The following is a 15746-nucleotide window of genomic DNA, read 5'->3' on the forward strand; positions in this document are numbered from 1 at the left end:
CTGGCACTGGGAAAATCCGAAAGAGAGATGGCGATACAAACCTGTTCGCCTGTCTCTTCTGTTTACTTGCCCGTAAAGAGCTGATCAAGCACACCGCCTTCGGCAAAATGCTCTTTTTGCACCTTGTCCCATCCGCCGAACGTATCTTCGACAGTCACAAGCCGCACATCGGGATAAATATCCTTGTGCTTTTCGATGACGGTTTTGTCGTGCACGCGATTAAAGTTCTGTGCCAGAATTTCTTGTCCCTCGGGTGTGTAGAGATAGTTAAGATAGCTTTCAGCGATTTTGCGCGAGCCGCGCTTGTCGACGACCTTGTCCACCACCGTCACCGGAAACTCCGCAAGCAAGCTCACTTCCGGCACCACGACATCATATTTGTCGGCACCTAGCTGTTTTTGCGTACCGCGTGTTTCTGCCTCAAAAGTGATCAACACATCGCCGATGCCCCGCTCGGCAAATGTCGTTGTGGCACCTCGCCCACCTGTGTCAAAAACCGGCACATTCTTGAAAATCTTACCGATAAATTCACGTACCTTCGCGTCATCGCCGTTGAAGGCTTCTCGCGCATATGCAGTTGCCGCCAAATAGGTATATCGCGCATTACCAGACGTTTTGGGATTGGGGAAAATAACCTTCACATCATCGCGGGCGAGATCATCCCAGTTCTTGATGTCCTTGGGATTACCAGCACGCACGAGGAAAGCCGGCAGCGAATAATAGGGCGAGGAATTGTTGGGCAAACGCGCTTGCCAGTCCTCAGGGATCAGATTGCCCCTGTCATGCAGAACCTGAACATCTGTGACCTGATTAAAAGTCACGACATCCGCTTCAAGCCCTTCAAGAATGGAGCGTGCCTGTTTGGAGGAACCTGCATGCGACTGGTTGACGGTGAGATCATCACCTGTCTTTTCTTTCCAGTCCGCAATAAAGGCCTTGTTTACCTGCTCATAAAGTTCGCGCGCAATATCGTAGGAAACATTGAGAATTTCGGTCGGGCCTTCAGCCTTGGCGGGTGCCGCCCCCAAGCCGATGGCCACTGCCGCATAGAGAATAATTTTCCGCATATTCGCCTTCCCCGCAACTTTGCTGTCGCCAAGCGCATAGATTTACAGTTGATATTGGAACGAAAATCTAACGGAACAACTCACAAAATCAACTTAAATCATTGATTTAAATATATAAACTACTTTTTTAGAGCAACTTAAAATCAGGAACTAAGCTTTCTGCACTATCCAGAAAATTATTCCCAAATCTCGCGATTCGTTGAAATAAACAAAGGCCGGTGAGTTCATCACCGGCCTCAAATTTGTGACAGATATTCCTACCAAAAACCGCGATGCTGCCAACACCAAAGAAAGTTCTGCTCGCTGTGCTCCAGACGGCTGCGTCGCCGCGCTGCAACTTCCTCGGCATTAAGCCGCATATCACGCCAGGGCTGCGCCAGCATCGCCGGAATACGCAGCGCAACGCCCTGCCATTTCCTCAAAAGCAACTGCAATTTCTGCATTAAGCCAAGCCTCCATCCATTCATGGCATCCATAATTGCCGTGCTGTCAAACATTTCCAGCAAAAGTGCGAAGCAGCCCTGCATCGGAAAATGCGTAAAACACAACGAGAGCGATTAAGGCGTTTTTGCTTAATCTAATCCACTCTCGCCACAACAATGAACGATGCGTTAATTTTGAAGGCTTGGGCGATAATGTCAATAACCTACTTTTTTTATCGAGGTTAACAGTGTGAAATATTTTGCGAGCGGCAACGCTTCGCCCGCAAAATCATGTCCGTTAGACTTCATAGTCCTGAACCGGCATTATACCGACCTTGTCGACATGCCGCCCTTTCATGGATTCGATCCTGAACGCGAAGCCGTCGGAAACGAAGCTTTCCCCACCCAGCGGCAGATGTCCGAGATGCCAAAGCACGTAGCCGGCCAGCGTCGTATAACGATCGCTGTCATCGACCAGATCACGCTCCAGAATGCCGCTGAGACGGCGAATATCGGTGAAACCATCAACAATATAGCCGCCCTTCCCGTCAGACTGGGCGACAGATGCCTCCTCGTCCTCATCAGGAAATTCACCGGCAATTGCTTCCAGCACATCGGTCGGCGTGACGACCCCCTCAAATGAGCCGTGCTCATCAACCACCACGGCGAGTTGCACCTGAGAAACGCGCAATTGCTCCATTACTCGCAGCACATTGGCATTTTCATGCACGACAAGTGGTTGTTTGACGACCGTGTCCCAGTCAATGACCTTCTTATCCGTCATGTCGAGCAGAAGTTCGCGCACCGAAGCCACGCCGACGAACTCATCGACCTGATCGCGGGCGACCACGACACGTGAATGCGACAGCTTGCGAATTGCCTCGTGAAGGTCTGCCTCTTCTTCATCGAGATCAAGCCATTCCACTTCATTGCGCGGAGACATAATGGAACGCACCGGACGGTCAGCGAGATCCAGAACACCGCGGATCATTTCCTTTTCTTCCGGCAGGAAGACATCGTTTGCCGCCGTCTGCTGGGCAATCACGTCGACCGTATCGGAGAGCGGGTTCTCGCCGCGACTACCGCCAAGCAGGCGCAAAACGGCACCCGCCGTGCGCTCGCGCAGGTCGTTGGTGGTCACCAGCTTTTCACGGTTGCGGCGCGACATCTGGTTTGCCGCCTCGATAAGCACCGAAAAGCCGATGGCTGCATAGAGATAACCCTTTGGAATATGGAAGCCAAAGCCTTCGACAATCAAGCTGAAGCCAATCATCATCAGGAAACCCAGACAGAGGATTACCACTGTCGGATGTTTGTTCACAAAATCCATCAGCGGTCTGGAAGCAAGCATCATGACGCCGATTGCGATCACGACGGCGATCATCATGACTGGCAGATGCTGCACCATACCAACCGCAGTGATTACGCTGTCGAGCGAGAATACGGCATCGAGCACGACGATCTGAACAATCACCTGCCAGAAAACCGCGTGCACGACGCGTGAGGTTTTTGTGTCATGTGCGCCTTCAAGGCGCTCGTGCAGCTCCATCGTGCCCTTGGCAAGCAGGAAAAGACCACCGATGAGCATGATGATGTCACGCCCGGAGAAGGACAGCCCCATAAAGGAAATGAGCGGTTCGCGCAGCGTGACAATCCAGGAAATGGACGCAAGCAGCGCAAGACGCATCAAAAGTGCCAGCGAAAGCCCGACAAGGCGCGCGCGGTTGCGCTGATTCGGCGGCAACTTATCAGCCAGGATGGCGATAAAGACGAGATTGTCGATGCCAAGTACGATCTCCAGTACTACCAATGTCACCAAACCTATCCAGGCATTGGGGTCGGCAATCCAGTCCATGGACCAGTCCATGATATTTCGGCTCCTTTAAAGCTCGGAAAAAAAGAAAACAGAAAACCAGCCGCAGCCGAAATCACTCGTGCATGCGCGCCTTATTGAAGAACAAGCGGTAAAAGTTGGCCCAAGGCCAGATATGATTCGAGCTCCCATAAGGGAGCCGGAACTTCGTGATGACGAATCGTCAGAACTGTCGTCGGGCATAAAGCGCGATGAACCTTTTTCGGGGCGTTGTTGAGCTTTCGGCTCTCATTCCAACGCCAATGATCATAAGCAATAGACGCTGCTTGTATAGCTGCCAGTAACCTTCTGGCAACAGTATTTTGCAACAGGCGGTTCCATTATGCAAACAGATTGCTGGCAGGCAATAGTTTAAATCTATTCTGCAGGCGTTACCTGAACCCGTGATTTGCGCTGGCGACGCGGGCGGGCCTTGAAAAACCTGATGCCGATCACCGTAACAATGATCGTAAGAACGGTAATGCCGATGGCGAACCAGAACATATGGTCACTGTCCATGCGCGAGAACCAGCCCGCGCCGCGCCCTGCAAGCCAGCCCGGCAGGAACATCACCGGAGCCCAGACCAGCGCAGAAAGCACGTTCGCACTCTGGAAGCGCGTCTGGTCCATCGACATCATGCCCGCAACCATTGGCACTGTACAGCGGACAGGCCCAAAAAAACGACCAAGGAAGACGGCGAGAAAACCATAACGGCGGAAAAGAAGACGCGCACGCGCTACACCGCTACGGTGTTTGTTCAGCGGCCATTTATGCATGATGTTGCGGCCAAGCCACCAGCCGAGAAAATAGGAAATGATATCGCCAATCACCGCACCGATGATGGCACCGATAATAACGGGCAGCGGCTCTACGATTCCGGCTCCGACGAGACCGCCAATAGCGATCATGATCGGCGTTGCTGGAATGAACATGCCAACAATCGCGAGCGATTCCCCAAAAGCGATTAGTCCGACAATAGGACCAGCCCACGCCCGATGATCGGAAAGGAACTGCCCAATATCGCTGATAATGCTTTCCATGCCATCCTCAAATGCCGCAAACCGGATTTGGAAGCCGCCCAAACCGCCTCTGTGTGTTCCGCCAGGTTTATCCGATGCACGAAACGCCTTGCGTGATCAATCTCTCTCCGACCGGCTGCATCTACTATCCGCCAATCGCGGCCTTTATATGCCTAACTTCCCAGATAAGCATCAAAAATTGATGACATGGCTGCGATATTTAAGACCTCTGAGAAAGTGCCGGTTTTGCGGCTATTTTCCGTATCCAAAATTGGTGCAGGCGCGCCTGGACCCAGCCGCGCGTCGCATATGGCATCACCCGGCACCACTTACAACGCGCCGTCATTAAAAAACGCCGATTCCAATCTGGAATCACGAACCGCGTGGCGTAAATAATATCCAAAAGTGTCGTTTCACACGTACTACCGAGCCTGCCAAGCCCAGCGATTGTCACTCGCGCAGTACGGGATTGCGGTTTTTCTTGCCTGAATTTCATATTTTTCGGAAATAATTCGTTTCAAGGCTAGACAGCAAGAAAAGAGGCCGTTATAGAACCGCTCACTTCACCGGGGCCGCTGCCTCGGCAAAGCGAGTGGGTGATTAGCTCAGTTGGTAGAGCAGCTGACTCTTAATCAGCGGGTCGTAGGTTCGATCCCTACATCACCCACCAATCTTTTCAATAAGATACGCTTTAATTCCGCTGAACAGAGAACTTCCAGTTTACAATTAGACTACAACAATTTTTCTTACTTCCACCCCGTAATCAGCGCCCACATTGCGGCGCGATCGCGGCGTCCTGACAGATAGGCTTCTTCCTTAAAAATGGGCGGGAGTTACCCCGCCCGTAGAAACCTGTCAGTTCGAGTTTTCCTGACTGGTCAAGCTCAGCATGGGTATGGCGCCGTTCGGCAACATGGTGGTGGGCAATTGGCCATTCCATCTTTCAGCCTGCGTCAGCGAGACCAGTCCGGGATTATCCTTCAGAGCGTCACCGCGCGCCTTGATGGCTAACGCTTCGGCTTCGCCTTTCACGCGGATGGCCTCCGATTCGGCTTGAGCCTGAACACGAACGGCATCTGCCTGAGCTTGCGCCTGTGCCTGCGTCACGGTAATTTCGGCCTGAACCTTTTCGCGTTCCGCATTTTGCCTCAGACGCTGGACTTCCACCTCCGCCAGCATGCGCTGTTCGATACTGGCCTCATAGGCATCGGAAAAATCGATGTTTTCAATCTGTACGCTATCGATAATCACCGGCCCGCTGACGCTTTTTTGGATTGCGTCAGCGATTTCCTGGTTGAGACGTCCACGTTCCTGAATGGCGGTGACGGCCGCAAACCTGCCAAACACGGTCTTGCTTTCTTCGAACACCCGCCGCTCGACCAGACGCGACAAGAGACCGTCTTCACCACCATAATTGGCGTAGACATCTTCAACACGGTCCGGTGGAATGCGGTAATTGACCGACAGGTTCATCGTCGCTGGTTGCTGGTCACGGCTATAGGCCTCCATGCCGTTATAGATCGCAGCTTTCGATTGCACCGATACGCGAACCACCGAATCTATGAACGGAATCTTGAAACCGAGACCGGGCTGCGCGACACCGGCAACAGCACCATAACGCAGGATAACACCGCGCTCTCCCTCGTCCACGGTGTACCATGAGCCAAGGACGATGCTTAAAAGCATCAAACCTATCAAACCGGCAATCATTGTTGAAAAATGGCGCATGATCTCTCCTGTGGCGCGGGTTCCTATTCTGGAGATTTCTATAGCCACCTCGCAAAAAAAAGGAAGCTGAAACACCACATGAGGTCAGATCAAAGCATTCTTTCCCCAGTCATAGTTCGATACGTTTTTTGCTTTCGACCAGAACATTACAGATAATTAACTGGCATATTCACTTCCGGTTCATCTAAAAAGAACGAAGTTACTCACATGCCATCTGACGGCATCCCTGTAAAGAGTAATGGAGCCAAGTTATCATGAACTATAAAACCGCAATTATTGCTGCACTCGCAACATCTTTACTTAGCGCATCGGCTATGGCGCAGGATAATTCAGCTGCCAAGAGCGAAGGGCAGGAAGCCCCGGCCGCAACAGTTCAGGATAAGGACCTCAAAGGTAAGCGCGGCCCCATCGATCTGGAAAAATTCTCGCGTATGGATGAATTGAAAGCCGCTGACACTGATGGCGATGGCGTGCTGTCGCGTGCCGAGATCGAAGCGCTGGTGCAAAAGCGCATTGTTCAGCGTGCTGCCGACCGTTTGGAACGCCGCCTTGACATCAATGGCGACGGCAAGGTGACGCTGGCCGAGGTGGAAAACCAGCGTAAAAAGGAATTCGCAGCACTTGACCGCAACGAAGACGGCAAGATTGACCGCACAGAAATGCGCGCCGCACACAAGTATCGCGGCGGCAAAGGTTTTGGGCATAAGCATCATCACCGTGCGAGCCATCAAAAAGGTGGTGAGCATAAGGGTGGCGTTTCCAAAGCCCAATAACGAATGTTATCCAGCTGGTGGCACGGGGCCGGCTGGAGCATTTTGGAGCGGTGGTTTTCCATAGACCGTAACCGCTCCGATAGAGCCTCAGGAGCAGCGCAAACGAAAGCCCGGGTCCCTCGCCCGGGCTTTCACATTTCAGGTGCGGGTCACACCTCTTTTTGAGAGTGATATTACCATCAAGCTGGTAATTATTCCGCCTTTGCTTCGATATCCACCTTGTCGAGCAGCAGAAGCGGATTTTGGGAGGCGCTCACCATCTCCAGCATACCAAGCCCCTTTTCGGCTTTCGATTTGACCGTCAGTTCAAAAATGTTCGGCTTGGCCAAGAAGGCTGAGAAGGCAGTTGCAACCTGCTCCAGCTTGGGCTGATCGGCTGCAACTTGCTGGATAAAGACAGTTGCACCCATTACCAGAGCACTGCGTGCGTCTTCCTCGCTCATGTCGTTTTCTTCTGCATAAAGCTTGAGTGCCTTGCCAATCAGTCCCTTTTCCTCAATCCTGAGCTTGGCTTCACGTGGCCTGATGCCAAGCGCTGCCACCTGCGTCATCACCTTGTCACCAGAGAACATCTGATCAGTAAAACCACCAAGTAGGCCGGAGAAGGCAAAGCGTCCCATATCCTGACCACTAACTGAAATATCCTCAATGACGAGATCCTGTTTTTCCTCATTCCAGGTAACAGCGACATTAGAGGACAGCGTAACCTTGTCGTAACCGAGCTTGTGCAGCTTCTCATAGAGCTCATGCTGGCTGGAAGGTGGCACCGGGAACGACATGTCTTCATAGCTGACACGGATATCTGTCGGGATCCCGTTTTTCGGCTTTTTCAAAGCGACTTCATAATTTTTCAGCGAAAATTGGACCCGCTCTGGAACAACACTCTTATCTTGCTCAGCTGCCTGCTCATTATCATCCGCATCCGCAAGCTGCTTGTTGGGCAAATCAGCGTCAATACCCGCCACGCGCAGGGTACCGAATTCGGGCATAAGCGTTGTAAAGGGGAAATTTTCGGCTTCATCCTCACTCAGCGCGCTCAGCTTTTTCAAAGCGTCGGCAGTGGTAGCCCAGGAAAAGCCCCGCATCGATGCTTCATCTGCTTTCAGATAATCCGCATCCTTGGTGATCGAGATGCCTTTGACAGATGCATCCATGCTCTTATTATCGAAGGCAATCGTCACCTTGGCGATTTCACCCGTCTGCTTGTCGGTCTCCGTTGGATCGATCTTGATGCCATTGATTTCGACATCACCCTTGCCGATCGTATCAATAAGGGCAATCAGGCGCAGAAAAAACTCACGCTGCTCGGCAGGCGTCAGATCATCCGGGTTCTCAACCGCAGCAATCTTTTCCACCAGCTCTGAAAACGGTTCTTCGGGCATACGCATGCTAAAGCCCTGACTACGAATTTCGTCGTAGCTGACATTAGCCTGATTGCTTTTGACAACGATATTCTTTGCTGAAAGCGGGCCGTAAACCGGCCTTGGTTCCTTATCGTCGGGTCCGGCTTTTTCCGTATAGAGGCGAGCCAAAAAGACGCCATCAATGCCTTTCGCTTCCGTCTGCCCGACTGTGCCGGTCATTTGTTCGTTGACAGATTTCCCTTCAGCATCGAGCGTGTTGACGTCTAGATCAAACGAAGCACTACCGGCTGAATACCGCGCGACATGGCCTTGCTTGATGTCATTGAGCTGCACATCCTTATAGACGACCTTCTGTTCCTTGCCAGCCAGCGTCTGAACCACGTTGATTTCCGGAGCGGCAACAGTTTTTGCCGAAAAACGGCTGACACGTTCGGCCAGTGTCAGGTGGCTATTGCCAAAAGTTTCGCGCAGTTTTGAAATATCGAAATCGGCGCCGTCGATCTTGAGGTTTGGAATGGCGATCCGGTAATTGGCAAAGCCGGTTTCAACACCTGATGCGTCGAGCATGCCCGTCAGGAACAGGAATTTCGGACGTCCCTCGACGGACGCGATGCGAACATCGGACCCATCCTTCAACGGCAGCGCCACATTGGTGAGATGAATGCGGCCCAGAAAATCAGCCGAAATAGAATCTGCCTTGCCACCGCGCTTATCAAGCTGTGATGCAATGGTCTTTTCCAGTGTGAGTTTGTACCCGATGGCCCCGGCAGCCGCTATCGCGATGACTGCCACCGCTGCCCAAAGCGCCTTGCGACCGCCCTTACGAGGGGCATTCTTTGCCTGCTCCACGATATTCTTCCTTTCAGCGCAATTACACATAGTGCTCAAGCAATCGGGTTAGGGCGTCGCGCACGCAGACGGAAAGTCGCAGTATTGCACGAACACGGCTCAAACAACGGCTTGATCACATTGCCTGAAACACAGGCACAAAAGCTCTAGCCAGCCCGATTTGCGCTTGCAAGCAGGAACACAATTTATTGTCCAGTTTTATCAGGATTCAATGCGTTGTTTCGGCTGCACGACAAGATCGCCATCTAGCCGGATGATATGCGCATGAATGCCATAGACAAGTTCAAGCAATGCGGGCGTCAGTACAGCTTCCGGCTCGCCATCCGCAACGACATGGCCCTTATCCAGCACGATCAACCGCGTACAATACTGCGCAGCAAGCCCAAGGTCATGCAGCGATGCAATTACAGTTTTTCCCTCCGTGGCCAAGCAGGTGAAACTCTTCATCAGGCCAAGCTGATGCGCCGGATCAAGCCCTGCAACCGGCTCGTCAGCCAGAACAAACGCCGTATCCTGCGCCAGAACGCGGGCAATCAACACCCGTGCCCGCTCACCGCCGGAAAGCTCGCTCACCGGTCGGTCGCGAAAATGCGAAATATCCGTGCGCTGCATGGCGGCCTCAATCAACGTTTCATCTTCTTTGTCGAGGCCTGTAAAAACCGGCTTTAACGCCGAGCGTCCCAGTGAAACCAGCATCTGCACCGAAACTGGCCATGCTACGTCACGCTCTTGCGGCAGATAGGCAAGCGCGCGTGCTCGTTCAGATGCTTTCATCCGTCGTAAGTCAGAGCCATCAAGCGTCATATCACCCTTTGCAGGCAACAGCCCCAACAATGCGCGCAAAAGAGTCGTCTTGCCCGCACCGTTCGGTCCGATCAGGCCGATTAGCTCCCCCGGTTTCGCTTCGAAATGCACGTCGTGCAGCACAGGCTTGCGTGCCAGCGAAACGCTGAGGTTTTTGACCGAAAGCACACTCATAGAAGCCGCCTTCGATATTTGAAAACCAGCCACAGGAAGAAAGGCGCGCCAATGATCGCGGTCAACACGCCCAGCTTCAATTCACGCCCCGGCATCAGAACCCGCCCGGCAACATCTGCCGCAAGCAGCAGTGCCGCGCCACCCAGAGCGCTTGCAAGCAGAAGCCGTGAGGGTTTTGCACCCACCAGCGGGCGCAAGAGATGTGGAACCACAAGCCCGACAAAGCCGATGGCACCCGCCACCGCCGTCGACGCGCCAACGCAAGCAGCGGTCCCAAGGATCGCAAAAAGCTGCACCTGCGTGAGATTAACACCCATACTGGCCGCGGCATCCGATCCAAGCGTGAGACTATCGAGCGAACGGCCCAGAGCAAGCAGCATGGCCCAGCCGATCAGGATGAAGGGGGCAGCCAACATCACATGCGTCATCGAGCGGTCCGCAAGCGAACCCAGCATCCAGAACACGATCTCCATAGCAGCAAAGGGATTGGGCGATAGGTTAAGCGCAAGTGCTGTCAGTGCGCCTGCAAGGCTGGTGACGGCAACCCCTGCCAGAATAACGGCCAAGGTCCCGGCATCGCGGCCTGCAAGCAGCTTGACGAGAAAGACCGAGACAAAGGCACCCAAGAGGGCCAACAACGGCAACGCCAGCGGAAACAGCACTGAAAGTCCACTATAAATGGCAATCACCGCGCCAAAGGAAGCAGAAGCGCTGACGCCAAGCAACCCCGGTTCAGCCAATGGATTGCGCAGATAACCTTGAAGTGCTGCACCTGAAAGACCGAGCGACGCACCAATCATCACCGCTAGAAGTGCGCGCGGCAGGCGGATTTCACGCATGACCAGAACGATTGCATCGCCCTCCCCCCCGAGCAGCGCACGGATACTGGCCCCCGGGCTGAGCGCTGCCGGGCCAATCAGTATTGAGAGCGCGAAGAGTACCACGACCAGAGCCGTAAGCGCCGCCAACAGAAGATAAAAACGCTCCGTTTCAGTCACGCGCCGCCTCCGCAAGCCTTGCCACTGCATCCACACTGAATGGCCCACCGCAAACGGTGAGATTATCGGGGAGCGTAATGGGTTTTGCCTTTGCTTCCAGCGCACGCAAAGCCGGATGTTCGAAATTCTGCTTGGCAAGAGATGGCGCACGATCCCGCTCGCTTCGCACCAGAATATCCGGTTTTTCCATCACCAGTATTTCCAGCGGGATGAACGCGGCCCCTTTGACGCCTGCTCTCTCAGCAAGATTATCCAGCCCAGCGATCCGCACCGCATCGTCAATCAGCGTGCCGCGCCCCGCCGTATAACTATTGGCATAATAAAGCGCGATGCTGCGCTTGTGCTGCGGTTTAGGGATTGCAGCCAGCCGCCCCTTCATCGCTCTTACCGCTTCATCGGCTTGCGCTTGTCGTCCTAACAATGCACCCATGCGCTCCAAATGCGCGAAAACATCGTCAAAGGAGCGTGCAGGCGCAAATTCCTCAACACGCATGCCAAGCCTGCGCAACAGGCCAACCGTTGCACGCGACGAAAAAGTCCCGGCAAGCACCAGGTCCGGTTTCATCAGGAAGATTTCCTCCGCCTGCGCATGGTTCATCGGCAGACGTTCCGCCTTCTCGCTCATCACCGAGAGCATGGCATCGCGCGAAAGATAGGAGACCGATTGCAACTGCCCTTCACCCGCAAGCAGCATCGCCAGTTGGTCGGTACAGACATTGATCGATACAACGCGTTTTGGCACCGCTTGCGCCTTGGCTGCCAAGGGCGTGAACAGGACGCAACAGAGCGCAAGCCCAAGCCTGCTCCGGACAGTCCCTGTTCGTTTTTTCATGTGTGCATACTCGCAATCAGAATTTCCGGGTTAGCCCGATATTAAAAGTGCGTCCCGGTGCAACATAGTCCTTTACCGTCTGATATTGCTTGTCGAAAATATTCTCTACCGATAATTTGAGTTGCGAACGATCATCAAGGGCATAGAGCGCTACAATATCCGCCGTCATATATTGTCCGAGCTTGGTGGTATTGGCGGCGTTGCTATAGCGCGAACCGCCGTAAAGCAGCCGCGCCGTCAGATCGAGTTTTTCGAGGGCCAGGAAATTGACTTCTGCCGTAGCCTTCACCCGTTCGCGATAAGGAAGGTCATGATCGGTTTCCTCATCAATGGCCCGCTTGAGATCGATGGAGCCTTTCACGCCCCAGCGGTTACTGAAGCGATGCGAAAGGCTTGCCTCGAAACCTGTTATTCGCGCCTTTGACACGTTGAACGGTGTGAAGCTAGGCGCGCTGGCAATGATCGCATTGTCAAGCCATGTCTGATAAAAGGCCAGATCAAGACTGGTCTTTTCCGTTGCCTTCCAGTTGAGGCCTATTTCGTAGGACCGTGACTTTTCCGGCTGCAGATCAGGGTTTGAGGCAGGCGGATAACCGGGGGTTGGCGGATAATATAGCTCGTTGAAGGTCGGCGCTCGAAAGCCTGTACCGAATGACGAGCGCAGCACGAGATCGGGGACGAGTTCATAGCTTGCGCCCAGATTATAGGTGGTCACATCGCCGAACTGTTCGTTGTGATCGTAACGCACACCGCCATCAAAACGCAGCGCTTCATATTCCAGCGAATATTGAGCGAACACGGCTGCAAGGTCGCGGCTCGTCACGGCGTAGGATGTGGTTGAATTGACATCTTCGCGATAGGCTTCGATACCGCCGGTCAGGTTGTGCAAAACCTTACCTGTCTCAAACCGTTTTTCGGTCGAGGCAAAGACGCCATAACGTTTCGTCTCGAAACGGTCGGAACCCGGAACGCCTTTGCGAAAATCGCGGCTCTTGTCGATGCCAGTGCTCAATTCCAGTGTCGAAGACCAGTCCTCACTATGATCGAAACGCGCGCCGAGCTTGCCATTGAAAGCCGTGCTATCGCCCTCATTGGAATAGGGATAGGCTCCATCATACTGGTTGCGGCCACGGCTAAAAAGTCCATCCGTATAGATACGGCCCCAGTCGAAATCCCTCCCAAGCGCAAAATTGAACGACCCCTGTACAAAACCGTCGCGGTCGTCCTCATGGCCTGATTTTTCCGGCGTGGTAAAATCATAACCCTGCGTGCCGGTTACGGCAGCACCCAAAGCATAATCGATCCCGCTTTCGCTGCGCCCCTGTATCGAGCCGGATGCATAGCCACCCCATGGATGCGTAACGCCCGTTGTCAGACTACCGCACCATGGTCGCTCGCCGCAAGCGCCGCCCTCATTGGTGATGATGTTGATAACGCCCCCCATAGCATCAGCGCCGTATTGCGCGGAATGGGCACCCTTTGCGATCTCGATACGGTCGATGGACGTGAGTGGAATATTTGAAAGCGCGGTAGCACCAGAAGTAGCGGATGCCGAGCGCACGCCATTGACCAGTATTACAACCTGCTTGGATGACAGGCCGCGCACATAAAGATTGGAGCTTGATCCCCGTCCGCCATTGGTCGTGATCGAAACGCCGCTATAGCTATTGAGCAGAGTTTGCAGGTCGGGAGCTGCTGAATGTTTAATCGCCTCACGATTAATGACCGTCACCGACGATGTGGAGCGTTGCAGCGACGTGGCGCGGCGCAAGGGCGTCACCACAATCGTATCGAGCGAAACCACATCCTCAGTGTCTGGCAGGGATTGGGCGTGGCTTTCAAGCGACATGAAAAACCCAGGAACCGCAAAGCCCAAGAGCGGTGCCACAACGAGAGTAGAGCGAAAACTATGCATCTTGCATTCCCTGCATAACAACCGCAGGATAAGGAAATGACGGCAAAAGCGGTCCTCATCCGGCGGCAACATTTTTCAATGTCACCGCTACGGAAAGCCGCGCCCGGACACACCCCGTATCCAAGCATAGGTGACCGGATACGGCAGGTCTCCTGACTCCCGGGTCCTAGCCTCTCTTCCACCTTCCCGAGTGCGACATACAGCACTCAGTGGTCTGTCGCTTGCGCGACCATGAAAGATTGCTCTCCGGTTACAGTTGCGGGGGCAGTCGCGGAATTGCCGGATCGGCATCACCGTGTTCCCTTTTCATCCACCATCATGGCAGAACCGTTTCCTGCCTCAAGCGATAGCAAGGGTGTCGGGGATAAGCAATCTATCAACATCAGGGAAATAAAGTGTCGCGGGTGCCGGTTTGGTGAAACAGAGGGGTAGCGCCGACAGCACCCGCTGGCTGTCGAAAAACGGCGCCACTAAAAGATCGCGCTTGTGCGCTCGACAGATAAATGGAGCCGGGATACCGATTAGGGCCAAGGCATCCCGGGACGACAGCGCTGGTGGACGCCGCCGACAATCACATTACTAGCAATGTGGAGCGGGACGTTCTTTGATTTCAATCAAACACCGGATAAAAATCACGAAAAGAAATTGAATTTCTTCCGAACATGTTTTCAACGCAGGTTTATTGGGGTGGCCTACACCGACCCCAGCTTTTCTTAAAAAAATCTGAAACACTCTTAAGCTTTGGATCGGAAAGAAAACCCTGACGGAACAGGATACTGCCCTTCACTCCGGGTAGCTTTTCATTGAACTCCAACTGGCGCTTTAGCTCGCTGACGCCCTCGCCTGTTTGCCAGTCCGGTTCGGAGGACGTCACGGTGCCAGCCCTGTAAAGAGCCATGCCGATATAGAGATCGGTCTTCGTGTCGCGCACCGTGTCGGCCCACCATTGGACGATTGTATCATAAGGAACATCGTCGCGAGCGAACGACCAATAGACCTGCGGTGCGATATAGTCGATCAGTTCCTCTTTGACCCAGCGCCGTGTGTCAGCAAAATCACCGTCATAGTTGGTCTTGCCAGCGCGCGTTGCCGAACCGGTCGGATCGTCCGCACGGTTGCGCCACACGCCACCCGGACTGATGCCAAAGCGCACATTCGGGCGGATCGACTTGATGCGTTCGGAAACCTCGCGCACCAGCATGTAGGTGTTGTGACGTCGCCAGTCGTAACGCGTAGAAAACGACGTCCCGAAACGGCGATAAGTCGCCTTGTCGTCAAGCGGTGACCCGGCGGTTTCATAGTAGAAATAATCGTCGAACTGAATGCCGTCGACATTGTATTTCTGTACTACCTCGGCGGTAATGTCGCTCACCCATTTGCGAACAGCGGGGATACCTGGATCGAGCACATAGCGATCTGCCGAAACACCCGCCCATTCAGGTCTGGTCTGATAGATACTCGGCGGTGAATCGCCAGCTGCATTCTTCAGCGCCTTGCGGGTCGATGGCTTGATGTCCATCGATATCCGATAGGGATTGAGCCAGGCATGCAGTTCGATGCCGCGCTTGTGCGCCTCATCGATTGCAAACTGCAGTGGATCGAAACCGGGATATTTGCCAAGCCTGCCGGTGAGATACGATGACCATGGCAGATAGGAAGAAACATAGAATGCATCGGCTGCCGGAGACACCTGAAAGATGACGGCATTGATGCCGTGTTCTTTTGCCTCGTCGAAAAGGCGCACCAGTTCGCGCTTCTGCCGCTCAACGCGCTTTGCGTCATCCGCAATATTGGCCGACGCTTTCGACGGCCAGTCCAGATTGAGGACCGTGGCGATCCAGCTTGCATGAAAGGCATCGCAAACAACAGGCATTCATATTCCATAAGCTAGTGTGGCTTTGAATCCAAAAATCGATCAAAGCCTTGCTCCAAAGTGAGACGAATTTCA

12 protein-coding genes, 1 tRNA gene and 1 riboswitch are annotated in these 15746 nt (G+C 53.7%); of the genes, 2 read left to right on the plus strand and 11 right to left on the minus strand.

Going from position 1 to position 15746, the window contains the following annotated elements; all coding sequences use genetic code 11:
* Window positions 1-62: 62 nt before the first annotated feature.
* From AAIB41_RS05690 to AAIB41_RS05705, 4 genes are all read right to left on the minus strand, one after another.
* Entirely contained in the window at window positions 63-1067 is a 1005-nt protein-coding gene (locus AAIB41_RS05690; protein WP_343314658.1) for a sulfate ABC transporter substrate-binding protein, read from the minus strand.
* Window positions 1068-1324: 257 nt separating this feature from the next.
* The gene (locus AAIB41_RS05695; protein ID WP_343314674.1) at window positions 1325-1510 is read right to left on the minus strand and encodes a hypothetical protein; all 186 of its coding nucleotides are present in this window, start codon (window positions 1508-1510) and stop codon (window positions 1325-1327) included.
* 277 nt (window positions 1511-1787) lie between these two features.
* Window positions 1788-3356 carry a TerC family protein gene (locus tag AAIB41_RS05700; protein ID WP_343314659.1) on the minus strand — a complete coding sequence of 523 codons (1569 nt, stop codon included), beginning with the start codon at window positions 3354-3356 and terminating at the stop codon, window positions 1788-1790.
* Between the two features lie 363 nt (window positions 3357-3719).
* The gene (locus AAIB41_RS05705; protein ID WP_343314660.1) at window positions 3720-4382 is read right to left on the minus strand and encodes a DedA family protein; all 663 of its coding nucleotides are present in this window, start codon (window positions 4380-4382) and stop codon (window positions 3720-3722) included.
* Between the two features lie 573 nt (window positions 4383-4955).
* Between AAIB41_RS05705 and AAIB41_RS05710 the strand changes: the two genes are divergently transcribed.
* Window positions 4956-5031: transfer RNA gene (locus tag AAIB41_RS05710), tRNA-Lys, on the plus strand.
* Between the two features lie 185 nt (window positions 5032-5216).
* On the opposite strand, the gene AAIB41_RS05715 is transcribed toward AAIB41_RS05710, so the two are convergent.
* Window positions 5217-6089 (minus strand): prohibitin family protein, encoded by an 873-nt coding sequence (locus AAIB41_RS05715; RefSeq protein WP_343314661.1) that lies wholly within the window; start codon window positions 6087-6089, stop codon window positions 5217-5219.
* A 254-nt stretch (window positions 6090-6343) separates the two neighbouring features.
* Between AAIB41_RS05715 and AAIB41_RS05720 the strand changes: the two genes are divergently transcribed.
* The gene (locus AAIB41_RS05720) at window positions 6344-6862 is read left to right on the plus strand and encodes a calcium-binding protein (RefSeq protein WP_343314662.1); all 519 of its coding nucleotides are present in this window, start codon (window positions 6344-6346) and stop codon (window positions 6860-6862) included.
* Between the two features lie 191 nt (window positions 6863-7053).
* Here the strand turns inward: AAIB41_RS05720 and AAIB41_RS05725 are convergent, their stop codons facing one another.
* The 6 genes from AAIB41_RS05725 to AAIB41_RS05750 all read right to left on the minus strand — a co-directional run bounded on the left by AAIB41_RS05725 (window position 7054) and on the right by AAIB41_RS05750 (window position 15671).
* Window positions 7054-9075: a hypothetical protein gene (locus AAIB41_RS05725; RefSeq protein ID WP_343314663.1), complete on the minus strand. Its 2022-nt coding sequence runs from the start codon at window positions 9073-9075 to the stop codon at window positions 7054-7056.
* A 201-nt stretch (window positions 9076-9276) separates the two neighbouring features.
* Window positions 9277-10053, minus strand: coding sequence for an ABC transporter ATP-binding protein (locus AAIB41_RS05730; protein ID WP_343314664.1), 777 nt, complete (start codon window positions 10051-10053; stop codon window positions 9277-9279).
* Window positions 10050-11051 (minus strand): iron ABC transporter permease, encoded by a 1002-nt coding sequence (locus AAIB41_RS05735; protein WP_343312288.1) that lies wholly within the window; start codon window positions 11049-11051, stop codon window positions 10050-10052. Before AAIB41_RS05735 ends, AAIB41_RS05730 begins: the two co-directional genes overlap by 4 nt.
* Entirely contained in the window at window positions 11044-11883 is an 840-nt protein-coding gene (locus AAIB41_RS05740) for an ABC transporter substrate-binding protein (RefSeq protein WP_343312289.1), read from the minus strand. Before AAIB41_RS05740 ends, AAIB41_RS05735 begins: the two co-directional genes overlap by 8 nt.
* Before the next feature lie 16 nt (window positions 11884-11899).
* A complete protein-coding gene (locus AAIB41_RS05745; RefSeq protein WP_343314675.1) occupies window positions 11900-13732 on the minus strand; it encodes a TonB-dependent receptor in 1833 nt (610 codons plus the stop codon).
* 190 nt (window positions 13733-13922) lie between these two features.
* A riboswitch (cobalamin riboswitch) is annotated at window positions 13923-14145 on the minus strand.
* A 332-nt stretch (window positions 14146-14477) separates the two neighbouring features.
* On the minus strand, window positions 14478-15671 hold the full coding sequence (locus tag AAIB41_RS05750; protein ID WP_343312290.1) for a family 10 glycosylhydrolase: 1194 nt from the start codon (window positions 15669-15671) through the stop codon (window positions 14478-14480).
* Window positions 15672-15746: the final 75 nt, after the last annotated feature.

Origin of the sequence: Brucella sp. BE17, assembly GCF_039545455.1 — a bacterium.
In the GTDB taxonomy this organism is placed as follows: Bacteria; Pseudomonadota; Alphaproteobacteria; order Rhizobiales; family Rhizobiaceae; genus Brucella.